This window comes from Hyphomicrobiales bacterium (genome assembly GCA_016125495.1).
Classification (GTDB): domain Bacteria; phylum Pseudomonadota; class Alphaproteobacteria; order Rhizobiales; family RI-29; genus RI-29.
This window is the reverse complement of sequence record WGLQ01000007.1, coordinates 185,706-200,217: the sequence shown is the minus strand read 5'-3', so window position 1 is coordinate 200,217 and position 14,512 is coordinate 185,706. Positions and strand designations below refer to the sequence as shown.

Annotated in this window: 8 protein-coding genes and 2 tRNA genes; 5 read left to right on the top strand and 5 right to left on the bottom strand. The window is 66.2% G+C overall.

Annotation, left to right across the window (positions count from 1 at the left end; genetic code table 11):
* Positions 1-107 precede the first annotated feature (107 nt).
* Positions 108-1,832, bottom strand: a complete 1,725-nt coding sequence (locus GC150_06365) for a hypothetical protein (protein ID MBI1384515.1) — start codon at positions 1,830-1,832, stop codon at positions 108-110.
* A 914-nt stretch (positions 1,833-2,746) separates the two neighbouring features.
* Between GC150_06365 and GC150_06360 the strand changes: the two genes are divergently transcribed.
* From GC150_06360 to GC150_06350, 3 genes are all read left to right on the top strand, one after another.
* Complete coding sequence (locus GC150_06360; GenBank protein ID MBI1384514.1) at positions 2,747-4,693, top strand: PrkA family serine protein kinase; 1,947 nt, start codon at positions 2,747-2,749, stop codon at positions 4,691-4,693.
* Positions 4,694-4,795: 102 nt separating this feature from the next.
* Positions 4,796-6,094, top strand: a complete 1,299-nt coding sequence (locus GC150_06355; protein MBI1384513.1) for a DUF444 family protein — start codon at positions 4,796-4,798, stop codon at positions 6,092-6,094.
* Positions 6,091-7,656: a SpoVR family protein gene (locus GC150_06350; protein ID MBI1384512.1), complete on the top strand. Its 1,566-nt coding sequence runs from the start codon at positions 6,091-6,093 to the stop codon at positions 7,654-7,656. The genes GC150_06355 and GC150_06350 overlap by 4 nt, the downstream gene beginning before the upstream one ends.
* 430 nt (positions 7,657-8,086) lie before the next feature.
* Here GC150_06350 and GC150_06345 read toward each other — a convergent pair.
* Both GC150_06345 and GC150_06340 read right to left on the bottom strand, forming a co-directional pair.
* A tRNA-Asn gene (locus tag GC150_06345) sits at positions 8,087-8,161 on the bottom strand.
* A gap of 168 nt (positions 8,162-8,329) precedes the next feature.
* Positions 8,330-8,403, bottom strand: a tRNA-Cys gene (locus tag GC150_06340).
* A gap of 316 nt (positions 8,404-8,719) precedes the next feature.
* Here GC150_06340 and GC150_06335 point away from each other — a divergent pair.
* Together GC150_06335 and GC150_06330 are read left to right on the top strand one after the other, a co-directional pair.
* Positions 8,720-9,385 carry a protein-L-isoaspartate O-methyltransferase gene (locus GC150_06335; GenBank protein MBI1384511.1) on the top strand — a complete coding sequence of 222 codons (666 nt, stop codon included), beginning with the start codon at positions 8,720-8,722 and terminating at the stop codon, positions 9,383-9,385.
* A gap of 419 nt (positions 9,386-9,804) precedes the next feature.
* On the top strand, positions 9,805-11,313 hold the full coding sequence (locus GC150_06330; protein ID MBI1384510.1) for a TolC family outer membrane protein: 1,509 nt from the start codon (positions 9,805-9,807) through the stop codon (positions 11,311-11,313).
* A 192-nt stretch (positions 11,314-11,505) separates the two neighbouring features.
* Here GC150_06330 and GC150_06325 read toward each other — a convergent pair whose 3' ends face one another.
* The gene (locus GC150_06325; protein ID MBI1384509.1) at positions 11,506-12,600 is read right to left on the bottom strand and encodes a hypothetical protein; all 1,095 of its coding nucleotides are present in this window, start codon (positions 12,598-12,600) and stop codon (positions 11,506-11,508) included.
* A complete protein-coding gene (ilvD, locus tag GC150_06320; protein MBI1384508.1) occupies positions 12,578-14,302 on the bottom strand; it encodes a dihydroxy-acid dehydratase in 1,725 nt (574 codons plus the stop codon). Before ilvD ends, GC150_06325 begins: the two co-directional genes overlap by 23 nt.
* Positions 14,303-14,512 lie beyond the last annotated feature (210 nt).

The window sequence follows — 14,512 nt, the reverse complement described above, 5'->3', positions numbered from 1 at the left end:
GAGGCCGTTGCCGTAAGGCTGCCCTCAAGTCACGTGCTGGCGGTCGGGTGCTCCGAGCGCGCGGGTTGCGATGGCCAAACTTCGAGCAGGTTCGGTCTGTCGGCCTTTCACCGATCGCCCCTGGGTGTGAAGACGCGGGTCACCCAGGCCCTGCGGGCCCGAACGCGCTTGGCGCGCTGCGTCTGGTTGGCGCGGACGGCGCGCACGGCGCCGAGCCCATAGCGCTGACCCCAGGCGCGCTTGCGGGCCTCGCGTGCGGCGATGGCCTTGCGCACGGCCGCGATCCGGCGCGCCTCGCCTTCGCTGATGTTCGAGCGCCGGGCGGCCGGTCGCGAAACGGGCTGCTCGGCATCGGCCAGGAGGGAGCGGGCCGCCTCACCGGTGCGCCGATCGACCGTCGCTGCCGGAGCGCTCTGCCAGTCGTCGCCGGAGCCGGCTCTTCGCAGAGCGGCGGCTATGCGCCGCTCCTCGGCTGCCGCGCGCTGGCGGCGGATTTGCTCCCATTCGTGGAGGCGGCGCGTATTCTCCTCGTCGAATTCACGCAAGGGGCCGCGAGAACCGGGGCCTTGCAGGCCGCGCGCGTCATCGCCATCGGCAAAGAGGAACGCCTCTTCCTCATCGCCATAGGCACCATCGTCCGGCAAATCATCGGCTGCGGGTTCGCCCAGGAGCGCCAACTGGTGGCGATGCTCGGCCGCGGGCACAGGCAAATGGGCGAGCGGCAGGCGAACCAGGGTGTCCTCCGTCTCAAGAGCCTTGGCCAGGGTGGTGGTCCCGGCGGCAGGTTCTCGCCTCGATCCGCCGTCCGCTCGAAGGACGACCTGCCCACCGGTCGCGCGTGCCAAGCGAATGCGGTTCTGAGAGGGCAGCGGCATGGCGCCCGTGGCCTCGGTTTCGGCCAGCACGGTCCCTTCGGCGGCACGGCGGCGGGCCGCCTCTGTCTGACGCCGGATGAGTTCGGCAATCGGGTCCTCGTTCGGCGTGCGCGTCGGGACTTCGACGGTCGTCTCGAGGCTCGGCTGTCGCGGGGAGCTCGAGGCAACGGCCGCAGGGGTGGGCGGGGGCGGCACCGCGGACTCCACGACGTCCCGCGCCCGCGCCACCTCGGTGGCGGAACCTCGGGTCGTGGTGTCGGCGCTTTCTCCCTCGGCCACCGCATTGGAACGATCCGTGCCCTGCCCGCCGATCGGCCCCTCGCGGCGCGTGGAATCGGCATCATCGCCGGGGGCGGCACCGGTCAGACCGCTCTCGAACCAAGAAAGCAGCCCGGCCAACGTGAAGCGACCTTCATCCGCGGGTGGTGGCGCCGGCGTCGACAACTGACCGGCGGCCGTCGTGGTGACGTGTCCCCGAGCATCGCCGGCGCCTGTGGCATGGTCTGTCGTGGCATGCGCGAGACCGGTGGCGTCATCGAGCGCTTCGGACTGGACCTCGGCCTCGTCGATCGCTGCCTTGCGCGTTTCGCCATCGGCGGCCGCCAAGCCTCGGGACTGACGGGCTGCCGCGCCGTCCGCACCGGATGGCGCCGGAGCGAAGGTTTCCTGCGCCAAGTCGGACCGCTCCGAGCCCTTCGAGGGCGCGCGGGCGGGCAGTGGCGGCGGTTCTACGGGTTCGGGCGCGGGGCCAGCAAAGAGGGGGGCGTTGCCCGAGAACGCTCGCGGCGCACGCAGCGCCGCGTCAATCTCGTCGGCGACGGTTGCCAAGCTATCGCCACCACTCGAGCCGCTGCCGGCCGAGGGTTCGCCGACATCAGGGGCCAGCCAACTCGTGGCCAGCTGATAGCCGGTGAGGGCGAGCCCTGAAACCAGCAGCAGGCGGAACAGCCAACCCATGACTCGTACTCCAACCACGCTGCAACCCACAATTGCGGGCATTGTGCCGCAATCGGCCGCCGCGTGCAAATCCCGAGGGTTGAAATGCGCCCCTGCGGGTGATCGGGCAAGCCGCCTGTCACGTTGCTACAACACGCGTTCAGGCGCGAAATACATGTTCCGGATCAGAGGCAAGCCGAAGCAGGGTGCGATCTACGGCCATCATGTGAGGACATGGCGACCATGAGGGTGCGCGACAAGGTCTCACTTCAACGTATTGTGACATCGTGCGAGACGGTGTGGCGATGTGGCGGCGGCGCGCATGGCGAATCGCCGTGGAGCCGCATGACTCGGCGCGGTGAATTGCCGTGCGTGGGGCGGTAATCGTGCCCATCGACCACGATAGCAAGGCAAATTGCCACCCCACTGCGACATTGATGCCACTCTCGAGCATCACCATATCGAGCGCGTGGAGCAACGGATGTGGTTTCCCACCGGGAACCCCTTTACACTCCATCGGGACGCGCCCTCGCTGGAAGGGGCAGGCTGTTCGATGCTTCGGACGGCAACGGCTAGTATATGTCAGATTTCACAGCCACTTCCAGATTTTTCACCATTCCGGTCATAAGTTGACCACAGTGGTTCGCAAGTATTCTTCCTGACTGGTTGATTGACCGATAGGTTGTCCGCGCGAGATGTTGCTCGCATATGCTGGGTGTGCCCCCGGCGGTGGTTTCGAGACCAAGTGGAAGGGCACGCAACTCGCTGTTTTCGGATGTATCGGTCGTTCGGTGGAGGTGGAGGACGAGATGGCGTGGGCAGGCGATCACCCCAGGGCGGGGGCCTCGCCCGGGCGCAGAGGACGTCAGGCGGCGTAGCGGTCCGGAGCCTGGTCTCCGGCGGCTTGGCCGAAGCAGGGAGCTGACAGGTGAGCCATGACTGACCAAAAGGATGTCTTCGACCTCTTCACGGAAGCCTACGACCGCGAAAAGAAGGTCGCTTACTCGCTGAAGGACTATCTCGAGGCGTGCAGGGAGGATCCATCCTTCTATGCGAGCGCGGCAGAGCGGATGGTGCGCGCGATCGGCGAGCCCGAATTCGTCGATACCGCCAAGGACCCGCGTCTCGGTCGGATCTTCATGAACCGCACGGTCAAGGTCTATCCGACTTTCAGCGACTTCTTCGGCCTCGAGGAGACGATCGAACGGGTCGTCGGTTATTTCCGCCATGCCGCGCAGGGGCTCGAGGAGCGCAAGCAGATCCTCTACCTCCTCGGACCGGTCGGTGGCGGCAAATCGTCACTCGCCGAGCGACTGAAGGAGCTGATGCAGCGCCACCCGGTCTATGTGCTGGCGGCCGGCGACGAGGTGAGCCCGATCTTCGAGAGCCCGCTCGGGCTGTTCGACCGCCAGACCATGGCGCCGATGCTGCAGGAGCGTTACGGCATCCCGCTGCGAGCGCTGCCGGGCCACATGTCGCCTTGGGCGGTCAAACGGCTCGACGAGTTCGGGGGAGATATCTCCAAATTCTCGGTGGTTCGCGTCGTGCCGTCGAAGCTGCGTCAGGTGTGCATCGCAAAGACCGAGCCGGGCGACGAGAACAACCAGGACATTTCCGCTCTCGTCGGAAAGGTCGACATCCGCAAGCTGGAGTTTTTCGGCCAAGACGATGCCGATGCGTATTCCTACTCGGGCGGGCTCAATCGCACGACGCAGGGGCTCCTGGAATTCGTCGAGATGTTCAAGGCGCCGATCAAGATGCTGCATCCGCTCCTTACGGCGACGCAAGACGGAAATTACGTCGGCACGGAGAACGTCGGCGCGATGCCCTACAACGGCATCATCATCGCCCACTCCAACGAGAGCGAGTGGCAGAGCTTCAAGTCGAACCGCACGAACGAGGCCTTCCTCGACCGCATTTGCGTGGTCAAGGTGCCCTATTGCCTGCGGGTGAGTGAGGAGACGCAGATCTACCGAAAGCTGCTGAGGAACAGCGAGCTGACGGATGCGCCCTGCGCACCGGACACGCTCGGAATGCTGGCCCGGTTTTCCGTCCTGACGCGCCTCAAGGAGCACGAGAATTCCTCGCTCTATTCCAAGATGCGGGTCTACGACGGCGAGAGCCTCAAGGACACCGACCCGCATGCCAAGAGCATCCAGGAGTATCGCGACACCGCCGGCGTGACGGAGGGAATGGACGGAATCTCGACGCGCTTCGCCTTCAAGATCCTGTCGGAGACGTTCAACTTCGACAGCAGCGAGGTGGCGGCAGACCCGGTGCATCTCATGTACGTGCTCGAGCAGGCCGTCAAACGCGAGCAGCTTTCGGAGGAGATGGAGCAGCGCTATCTCGAGTTCATCAAGGAGGAATTGGCGCCGCGCTATGCCGAGTTCGTCGGCAACGAGGTGCAGAAGGCCTACCTCGAGAGCTACCACAACTATGGCCAGAACCTCTTCGACCGCTACGTCGCCTATGCCGATGCCTGGATCGAGGATCAGGATTTCAAGGACCCCGACACCGGTCAGCTGATGAGCCGCGACGTGCTGGCCGACGAACTCGCCAAGATCGAGCGTGCGGCATCGATCGCGAACCCGAAGGACTTCCGCTACGAGGTGGTCAAGTTCGCGCTCCGGGCACGGGCCAAGAACAACGGGCGCAACCCGTCGTGGACGTCCTATGAGAAAATCCGCGACGTCATCGAGAAGCGGATGTTCAGTCAGGTGGAAGATCTCCTGCCGGTCATCAGCTTCGGCGCCAAGGCCGACAGCGACGCGGAGCAAAAGCACGGCGAATTCGTCTCGCGCATGGTGGCGCGCGGCTACACCGAACGTCAGGTCCGCAGGCTGGTGGAGTGGTACATGCGGGTCAGCAAGGCCGGTTGACGGGGCGGCGGGCTCGACCCGCCGCATCCGGGCGCCGGAACATTCGGCCGTGGGCCGGGCGGCAACCTCGGCTGCCGCTCCCGACAAGGAAAGAAACAGGCGATGCACATCGTCGACCGGCGCCTCAATCCGAAATCCAAGAGCCTCGGCAATCGGCAACGGTTCATGCGCCGGGCCAAGGCTCACATCCGCGAGGCGGTGCACGAGGCGCTGAAGCGGCGCAAGATCTCCGATGTCGAAGGCGCCGAGCAGATTTCCATCTCCGGGCGCGACGTACGAGAACCGGCCTTCAATCACGATCGTGGAACGGGAAAGCGCGAGCACGTGCTGCCCGGCAACAGCGATTTCCGTCCCGGTGACCACATCAGGAAGCCGCCGCGCGGCGAGGGCAAGTCGGGTCGCGAAGGCTCGCCCGATGGGGAAGGCGAGGACGCATTCGCCTTCACGCTGACGCGCGAGGAATTCCTCGACATCTTCTTCGAGGACCTGGCGCTGCCCAATCTCGCCAAGCAGAAGCTGAAGAAGGAGGCCTCACCGCTGCGGGCCCGGGCGGGTTTTTCCACGGAGGGCTCGCCGGTCAGGCTGAACAAGGTCGAGACGATGCGGCGCAGCCTTGCCCGGCGCATCGCGCTGGCGCGGCCGCGCGGACACCAGATGGCAAGACTCGAGGCCGAGATCAAGGAGGCGGAGGCGCGTGGCGACGAGGCGGTCGTCACGGCCCTGCGCGCCGAGCTCGAGCGGATGCGCATTCGCATGCGCGCGGTCGCCTATCTCGATCCGATCGACATCCGCTACAACCGCTTCGATCGCAAGCCCCGGCCGACGGCGCAGGCGGTGATGTTCTGCCTGATGGACGCCTCGGCCTCGATGACGCAGGACCTCAAGGACCTCGCCAAGCGCTTCTTCATGCTCCTGCACGTCTTTCTCGCGCGGCACTACCGCGAGGTCGATGTCGTTTTCATCCGCCACACGACGAGCGCGCAAGAGGTCGACGAGGAGACCTTCTTTCATGGTCGGGCAACGGGTGGCACCGTTGTCTCGAGCGCGCTCGAGGAGATGATCCGGATCGTTCAGCAACGCTACCCGGTCGACGACTGGAACATCTACGCTGCGCAGGCCTCTGACGGTCACAATTTCACCGACGACATGGCGCGCTGCACGGAAATGATCGAGAACGAGATCATGGGCATGGTGCAGTATTTCGCCTACATCGAGGTCGGCGACTCGACATTCGCCTCGGTCCCATCCGACAGCGTTCTGTGGACCGGTTACCAGCGGCTGCTCGCGCGTCAGCGCCACTTCGCAATGCGCCAGGTGATGCGACCGGAGGATATCTATCCGGTGTTCCGCGAACTGTTCACGTCCGCCGAGGCCAGCGAGCGCAAGGGAGGGGCGAAATGACGGCGAAGGCGGGGCCGGCCGGCGGCCGGGGCGCGGGCCTCCTCTTCGAGGGGGCGGAGTGGAATTTCGACCTCCTGCGACGGGTGCACGACGGCATCGAGGAGGTCGCGCTCGGCGAACTCGGGCTCGACGTCTATCGCAACCAGATCGAGGTGATCACGGCCGAGCAGATGCTGGACGCCTATGCTTCCGTCGGCATGCCGCTGATGTACCGGCACTGGTCGTTCGGCAAGCATTTCGTGCGAGAGGAGACGCTTTATCGCAAGGGAGCGCAGGCTCTCGCCTACGAACTCGTCATCAACTCCAACCCTTGTGTCTGCTACGTGATGGAAGAGAACACCATCACCATGCAGGCGCTGGTGATCGCGCACGCCGCCTTCGGCCACAACCACTTCTTCAAGAACAACTACCTCTTCAAGCAGTGGACCGATGCCGACACCGTGCTCGACGAACTCGCGCACGCCAAGCGCTTCGTGCAACACTGCGAGGACCGCTACGGCATCGATGCGGTGGAGTCGGTTCTGGACGCGGCGCACGCGCTGATGCGCCATGGCGTCAGCCGCTATGCGCCGAGCCGCCAGCGCGACGAACGCGATGCCGCCGGCAAGGCCCGTGCACGCGCCGTGCACGAGGAGGCGACATACAACGATCTTTGGCGGACGGTGCCCAAGAAGCCGTCCGGCGAGCCGGTCGAGGAGGCCGATTCCGAGAACGGGGGAGACGGGCCGGAACTCGGACTTCCGGAGGAAAACCTCTTGCTGTTCCTCGAGCGCTTTGCGCCCAAGCTCGAGAACTGGCAGCGCGAACTCATCGCGATCGTGCGGCGCAACGCCCAGTATTTCTATCCGCAGCGCCAGACCAAGCTGATGAACGAGGGGTGCGCGACGTTCGTGCACTACGAGATCCTCAACCGGCTCTACGAGGCCGGGCGGATCGGGGAAGGCTCGATCCTCGAATTCCTGCACTCGCATTCCTCGGTCGTCACGCAGCCCGATTTCGACGACCGGCGTTTTTCCGGCATAAACCCCTATGCTCTCGGCTTTGCCATGATGCGCGACATCCAGCGCATCTGCGAGGAGCCGACGGCGGAGGACCGCGACTGGTTCCCGGGCATCGCCGGCAACGGGGACGCGCTCGCAACGCTGCGTAGTGCGTGGGCGGACTATCGTGACGAGAGCTTCGTGCTGCAGTACCTCAGCCCGAAGGTGATCCGCGACTTCCGCATGTTCGCGCTCTCGGACGACACGACCAGCACCTTCATGCGGGTCGATGCGATCCACGAAGAAGAGGGCTATCGCGATGTCCGCCGGGCACTGGCGCGCCAGTACGATCCCGGCCACCAGGACCCGGACATCCAGGTCGTGGAAGCCAACCTCAAAGGCAGTCGCCGGCTGGTGCTGAAGCACGTCGTTCGCGATGGCAAACGCCTCGAGCGCAAGGAGGCCGAGCGTGTACTGGCGCACGTGGCGCGGCTCTGGGGTTACCGTGTGCGGTTGATCGAGGTCGATGCCGAAACCGGCACCACGTACGAGGGCCTCGAGGCACTGGCAATGCCCTGGTAGGGCACTCGGCACGAAGCCGCCTCCCGGCCGGCGCAATGGCGTTGCCGGCCGAGCCTGCCGATTTCAACGAAAAAAAGCCCCGACGCCGATCGCTCGGGCCGGGGCCAGTTGGAATGGGAGGAAACGCCATGTGACGTTTCGAGAGCCAATTTCGACCCGCCGCCGTCCGACAGCAAGGGGTTTTGTTGCGTCGCACAATCTTTGTGCGTTGCGCCATGCCGGGAGGCACTAAGTGTTGCCGCCTTGGGCAAGTGGCGCATGCGGAGAGGCCGAGCTGGGGGCCAATTCGACGGTTCGGGCGCGTCGGGAGGCCGCCAAATGGTGGCAATCGATGGGGTGAGCGTCGCGATTGGCCTGCCCAGCGGGAACCATGTGTCCCGCAGCGGGAGCCAGGGTGCGGTCCGCCGTGCTGTGCCGCCTTGCGAAGTGGTGGCTCCCCGGGCCGGATTCGAACCAGCGACCAATCGGTTAACAGCCGATTGCTCTACCACTGAGCTACCGGGGAATACGGTGTGCCGCAGTGCGCCGCAGCAAGGGCGAGCCCGGCTTATAGGTGATGGCCGATCGGAAATCCAGCCCCTTTGCGCCGGGCTGTGGCGATCTCGGAGCAGTCGCGCCCTGAGCCAACGCGCCGGGCGCTGTCGGTCGGCAAACGACCATCGGTTGGAAGTCGTGGAGGCCACGCCCGGAATCGAACCGGGGTATACGGATTTGCAGTCCGCTGCGTCACCACTCCGCCACGTGGCCTTCCGCGCGCCGCGCCAGCCGCGCGCCAGGGCTGCGGCCGGAAGGTGATGCACGGCGGACCCTCATAAAGGACGTCCCCCCGGCGATGTCAACGGTGATCGCTGGCATGGTGCGCATGTCATGAACGGCTGGTCGCATCGTTCGGTGCGCTCGACGCACCGGCGAGCGATGCGGTCGAATGCGGTGTTCGGCTGTGGGCGACAATCGTCAGGGTTGCCGCAGGGGGTGGCTTGGGGCTATCGCCGTGGCGTTGGATGACGCTTCCTGCCAAGCCGGCGGGATAGCGAACGGGGCCGCCCGGATACGAGGGACCACGATGATCGACAGTGCCGTGCAGCGCGAGAACATGGTCGAATCTCAGGTGCGGACTTACGACGTCACCGACCGGCGGGTCATCCGCGCGATGCAGGAGGTGGCTCGCGAGCAGTTCGTGCCGGCGGCGATGAAGTCGCTGGCCTACATGGACGAGGAACTGGTGGTGGCGGGCAGCGGCTCGTCCGCGAGGGCGCTGCCGAGGCCGATGGTGCATGCTCGCCTCATCCAACTCGCCGGTGTGGAGGCGGACGATCTGGTGCTCGAGGTCGGTACGCTCACCGGCTACGGGGCGGCATTGCTCGCTCGAATCGCGGGCGGGGTCGTCAGTCTCGAGGTGGATGCCGAGCTATCGGCCACGGCGAACGAGGCTCTGGCGCGGATCGGGGCGCTCTCGGTCTCCACGGTCACCGGGCCGTTGGAGGACGGCTATGCGGCCGGCGGGCCGTACGATGCCATTATTTTCAATGGCTGCGTGGAGTTCGTGCCGGAAACCTTCGCCGCGCAGCTCAAGCCCGGCGCACGGCTTGTTGCCATCGTCGGCGAGGGTGGGGCCGGTCGCGCGACGGTATTCGAGGCAGCCGGCGGGCGATTGAGCGGACGGGCCGTGTTTTCCTGTTCGGGGCCTGTGTTGCCGGGCTTTCGCAGGCCGCGCGGGTTCGTTTTCTAAATCCGTTTCCGAAGGGCGGCCGGGCGTCGATGCACGCGGTCCGGTCCTGCGCTGCTCCAGCCGTGCCCCGTATCGATACTCTCGATCAGTGATCGACCGCCCGCCCGGCGTTCGCTGCGGCCCTCTCGGCTGGGCTCGGCACGCGCGCTCGCTCGCTCGTGCACCATGCCGTCCCGCGATGGAGCATGGGTTCACGATCTCTTAACCGGTTCACCCCACCCTGACGGTATCGGCGCCATAGCGGGCCCGCCGTTGGGCTCCAACAGCTGTTGCTGGATTGCGCTAGGGCGCGATGAACGGGGGGAGGTCGCCGCCCCCCTGTTGATAATGGCACTCAACCATGGCTTCCATGGATGGGCGAGCTGTTGGATTCGCTAACAAAACGCTGTTCCGAGCAAAACGACAGGACGCGACAAGGCATGTGGAAAGCACCGGCGACGATCGACCCCAGGAGGGGGCGCTGGACGACTGCTCGGTGCAGCCGCGTCTTCAGAGCCGCGCTGCTCGCAGGCGTCGCGGTGGTGTCTTCGTTGCCGCTCGCGGTAGGGTCGGCCGAGGCCGTCACCCTCAAGGAGGCGCTTTCGGCCGCCTATTCCAACAACCCGATCCTCAAGGGCGAGCGCGCCCGACTGCGCGGCACGGACGAGGAGGTGGCAAGGGCCCGCTCCGGCTATCGCCCGACCGTTTCGGCGAACGGCGAGATCGAGTGGCAGTGGACCGATACCAATCCCTCGTCGCCGAGCGACGGCACGATCAATCCGAAGTCGTACTCGCTGACGGTGACGCAACCGATCTTCCGGGGCTACCGCACGGTGAACGCGGTGCGGGAGGCGGAACTCACCGTGAAGGCCGCTCGCGAGCGCCTCAGGCTGACCGAGCAGGACCTGCTCTTGTCGGCGGTCACGGTCTACATGAACGTTCTGCGCGACCAGGCTATCGTGCAGTTGCGCGAGAACAACGTGGTGGTGCTGCGGCGCGAGGAGGCGGCAACGCAGGACCGCTTCGCGGTCGGCGAAGTGACCCGCACAGACGTTTCGCAGGCCAAAGCGCGCGCGGCCCTCGCCCGCTCGCAGCTCGAGCTCGCGAACGCCAATCTGAAGTCGAGCCGCGCCGCCTTCGAGCGGGTCGTCGGCTTCCCGCCTGGCAACCTCAGGGCCGCAACGCCGATCGAAAGCCTCATTCCGCACAGTCTCGACGAGGCCGTCGAGATCGCCATGGGCGAGAGCCCGACGGTCACGTCCGCGGTGTTCGTCGAGCAGGCGGCGCAGCGCACCGTCGACCGCATCTATGGTGAGTTTCTGCCGGAGGTGAACCTCGAGGCCAACTACTCGCAGACGTTCGATCCCTCCAGGACGATCAACGACCGAGAGGTGGCGACGCTGACCGGCCGTGTCCGGGTGCCGATCTATCAGGCGGGCGAGGTTTCGGCACGGGTGAGGCAGGCGCGCCAGAATGCCGACGGGCGCTTCATGGACATCGAGCAGGCGCGTCTCTTGGCGCGCTCGGAAGTCATCGCGGCGTGGTCGCAATTGCAGTCGTTCCGGGCCCAGCTCGAATCGGATCTGATCCGCGTCGAGGCGAACCAGACAGCGCTCACGGGCGTGCGGGAAGAGCAGAGGGTCGGCCAGCGGACGCTCCTCGACGTGCTCGACGCCGAGCAGGAACTGCTCGATGCACAAGTGGCGATCGTCGGGACACGCCGGGATCTGGTGGTGTCCTCCTACGCGCTGCTGGCTGCCATAGGACGGCTTTCGGCAGCCGATCTCTCGCTCGGTGTGCAACTCCACGACAGCGAGGAATACCTCGAGCTGGTGCGCGAGAAGTGGTGGGGCACGACGGTGGTCGAAGAGGTCGTCGTGGACGATACAGGAGCCGTGCCGACCGGCAGCGGCGGCTGGACCGTGGAGATCGAGACGCGCTCGGAGTGATATCGAAGGGGGTGGGGGCGAGCGCCTTGGAGGGCGCTCGACGATGACCCTGACCGGCTCGGTGCCGACAGCCCGACCTTCGGGGCGAGCCTTGCGACATCGCGACGCGCCACACGGCGCCCGAGCCGCGCGCCGTACGCCAGCCCTCACAATGCTCGGGGCATGCACTGCCGAGTGTGAGGCGATCGCTGGCTAGTCGCCACCGCCGATATAGCCATCCAGCGAGGGAATGAAACCACGCAGCGGCGAGCGCTGCGGCGAAGCCGGTTCCAGGTTCGTTTCGCCCTCGCTCGTCAGGCCCATCAACGGCGGCAGTGGGCGCGCCGGAACCACACCCTCGCTCGAGGATGGCACATGGCTGCCAGGCACGCTGCCGGCGGGGGGGCCGGCAACCCGCGAGCCGTCGTCACAAAAGCGCACGAAATGGCCGACGACGAAGCCATCGTCGTCCTTGCGGCTCGAAAGGGGCAGACGGCGGCGGTAGCGCTCGCGCCAGGCGAGCACGCGCTTGCTGGCGGCCGCGCGCGCTTCGGGCGCCATGCTGCAGAAAATCTGGTGGTGCCGCTCACTGAGCCAAACCGTGTCGGCACTCCCGGCATTGTCGAGCGCAATGGTGATCAACATCAGCGCGCCGACCGGGTTCGCGGAGGTATGCTCACCGCGCCAGAGCAGGTCGGCGAGATGAGCCTGAGCCTCGATGAATCCGTCGCGCGAGAGCTGCTTGAGCCAAGAGAGGCCGGCTTGAACATCGCCCTGCCCGCCCTGACCGGCGAGCAGCATCTTGGCCAGCTCGAATTGGGCGTAGGGATCGCCAAAGACCGTGGCGCCACGCTCGAACATGAAGCGCGCGGTGACAGGGTCCGACTCGAGACGGCCCGAAGGAATGCCGTCGCGCATGTAAAGGGCCGCCCGGAACAGGGCGCGAGCGACCAGCGGGATGCGGTCGTCGTTGCTCCAGACATCGATATCGGAGAACAGCGCAGCGATCTCGGAATAGAACTGGAACGCGCGGGGATGGTCGACATGCGGGCCGACGCCTGTCCCGAGGACGTGCGCCAGCAGGTACTTGGCGCGAAGGTGGCCGCGCCCGGCGGCGAACTCCAGGGCCGGGATCGCGAGATCCGGCTCCCGGTGGTCGACGGCGCTCGCGCCGGCGCGGAACGCGATCTCGGCGTTCGGGAACACCAGGCCGTCACCCAGACTCTGGGCAACGGCCGGGGCCGCAAAGAACAGGCTGGTGGCGGCGCAGAGCGCCGCCAGGGCCTTAGATGTCCGCGTAGCACTCAACTTCCGCCTGGCCTCCGCCATGGGTGACCGCGCCATAACGGGCGGGGCCGACCTGCTCGGCGTACTTGCGAAGCACGCCGCTCTGATAGGGATTGGCGGGGGCCTTCCAGGCCTTCCGCCGTTTTTCGAGTTCCGCCGCATCGAGCGCCACGTCGATGGTGCCCGCCTCGGCGTCGATGGTGATGGTGTCGCCGTCGCGCAGCAGGCCGATCGGCCCGCCCACGGCCGCTTCCGGACCGACGTGGCCGATACAGAAGCCGCGTGTTGCGCCGGAAAAACGTCCGTCCGTCACGAGCGCCACCTTGTCGCCCATGCCGCGACCGTAGAGTGCGGCCGTCGTCGAGAGCATTTCGCGCATGCCGGGGCCGCCCCTGGGCCCTTCGTAGCGGATCACGATGACCTCGCCGGCCTTGATCCGGTCCGCTTCGACCGCCGCGAACGCGTCCTCCTCGCAGTTGAAGCAGCGCGCGGGACCGCTGAAGCGCAGGTTCTTCATGCCCGCGACCTTGACGATCGCACCTTCCGGCGCGAGCGAGCCGCGAAGCCCGACAACGCCGCCCGTCGGCGACAGCGCCTTGGAGACCGGATAGATGACATCCTGGTCGTGGTTGAAGGCGACGTCGGCGATGTTCTCCTTGATCGTCTTGCCGCTGACCGTGATGCAATCCTCGTGCAGATAGCCGCCATCGAGCAATGCGCGCAGGATCATGGAGACGCCACCGGCCTCGAAGACGTCCTTGGCGACGTACTTTCCGCCGGGTTTGAGGTCGGCGATGTAGGGCGTGCGCTTGAAGATCTCCGCGACGTCGAAGAGATCGAAAACGATGCCCGCCTCGTGCGCGATCGCCGGCAGGTGGAGAGCAGCGTTCGTCGAGCCGCCGGTGGCGGCAACGATGGTCGCGGCATTCTCGAGCGCCTTGCGCGTGACGATGTCGCGCGGGCGGATGCCGCTGGCGAGCAGTCGCATCACCGCCTTGCCGCTCTCGAGGGCGTATTCGTCGCGGCTCTCGTAGGGTGCGGGCGCGCCGGCCGAGCCGGGCAGCGCAAGACCGATCGCCTCGGAAACGCAGGCCATGGTGTTGGCGGTGAATTGGCCGCCACAAGCCCCGGCACTCGGGCAGGCGATACACTCGAGTTCGTGGAGATCGGCGTCGGAATACTCGCCCGACGAGTGCTTGCCGACGGCCTCGAAGACGTCGACCACGGTGACGTCACGGCCGCGGAAGCGGCCCGGCAGGATCGAGCCGCCATACATGAAGACCGACGGCACGTTGAGGCGCACCATGCTCATCATGATGCCCGGCAGCGACTTGTCGCAGCCCGCAAGGCCAACCATGGCGTCGTAGCAGTGGCCACGCATGGTCAATTCGACGGAATCGGCGATGACATCGCGCGAGACGAGCGACGACTTCATGCCCTGGTGGCCCATGGCGATACCGTCGGTCACGGTGATGGTGCAGAACTCGCGCGGGGTGCCGCCACTCTCGGCGACGCCCGCCTTGACCGACTGCGCCTGCCGCATCAACGCGATATTGCACGGGGCGGCCTCGTTCCAGCAGGAAACGACGCCGACGAACGGCTGGTGGATTTGCTGTTCGGTGAGCCCCATCGCGTAATAGTAGGAGCGGTGTGGCGCACGCTCGGGTCCCTCCGTGACGTGGCGGCTCGGCAGCTTCGACTTGTCGAACGTCCTGGCGTTCATAATATCCCTCGGTCGGCGTTGTCATGATGTCGGACGACGGCGCAGTGCCGCCTCGCCCACTCTATGACCGGACCGATCCAAATTCTCAATGTTGCCGGGCAATTGCCGTGCCGCACCCCGCAGCACCGGCGAGTCGCGAGGCCGCACCCGATAGCTGCTGCAACTGTTGAACCGGTTTATGGCGCAAAAGCGGCGTTGGTCCCGTGGTTT

What these genes read in the sequence shown, in the direction of transcription:
- GC150_06365 (MBI1384515.1), bottom strand. Translation starts at nt 1,832, where the DNA reads ATGGGTTGGCTGTTCCGCCTGCTGCTGGTTTCAGGGCTCGCCCTCACC.
- GC150_06360 (MBI1384514.1), top strand. Translation starts at nt 2,747, where the DNA reads ATGACTGACCAAAAGGATGTCTTCGACCTCTTCACGGAAGCCTACGAC.
- GC150_06355 (MBI1384513.1), top strand. Translation starts at nt 4,796, where the DNA reads ATGCACATCGTCGACCGGCGCCTCAATCCGAAATCCAAGAGCCTCGGC.
- GC150_06350 (MBI1384512.1), top strand. Translation starts at nt 6,091, where the DNA reads ATGACGGCGAAGGCGGGGCCGGCCGGCGGCCGGGGCGCGGGCCTCCTC.
- GC150_06335 (MBI1384511.1), top strand. Translation starts at nt 8,720, where the DNA reads ATGATCGACAGTGCCGTGCAGCGCGAGAACATGGTCGAATCTCAGGTG.
- GC150_06330 (MBI1384510.1), top strand. Translation starts at nt 9,805, where the DNA reads ATGTGGAAAGCACCGGCGACGATCGACCCCAGGAGGGGGCGCTGGACG.
- ilvD (MBI1384508.1), bottom strand. Translation starts at nt 14,302, where the DNA reads ATGAACGCCAGGACGTTCGACAAGTCGAAGCTGCCGAGCCGCCACGTC.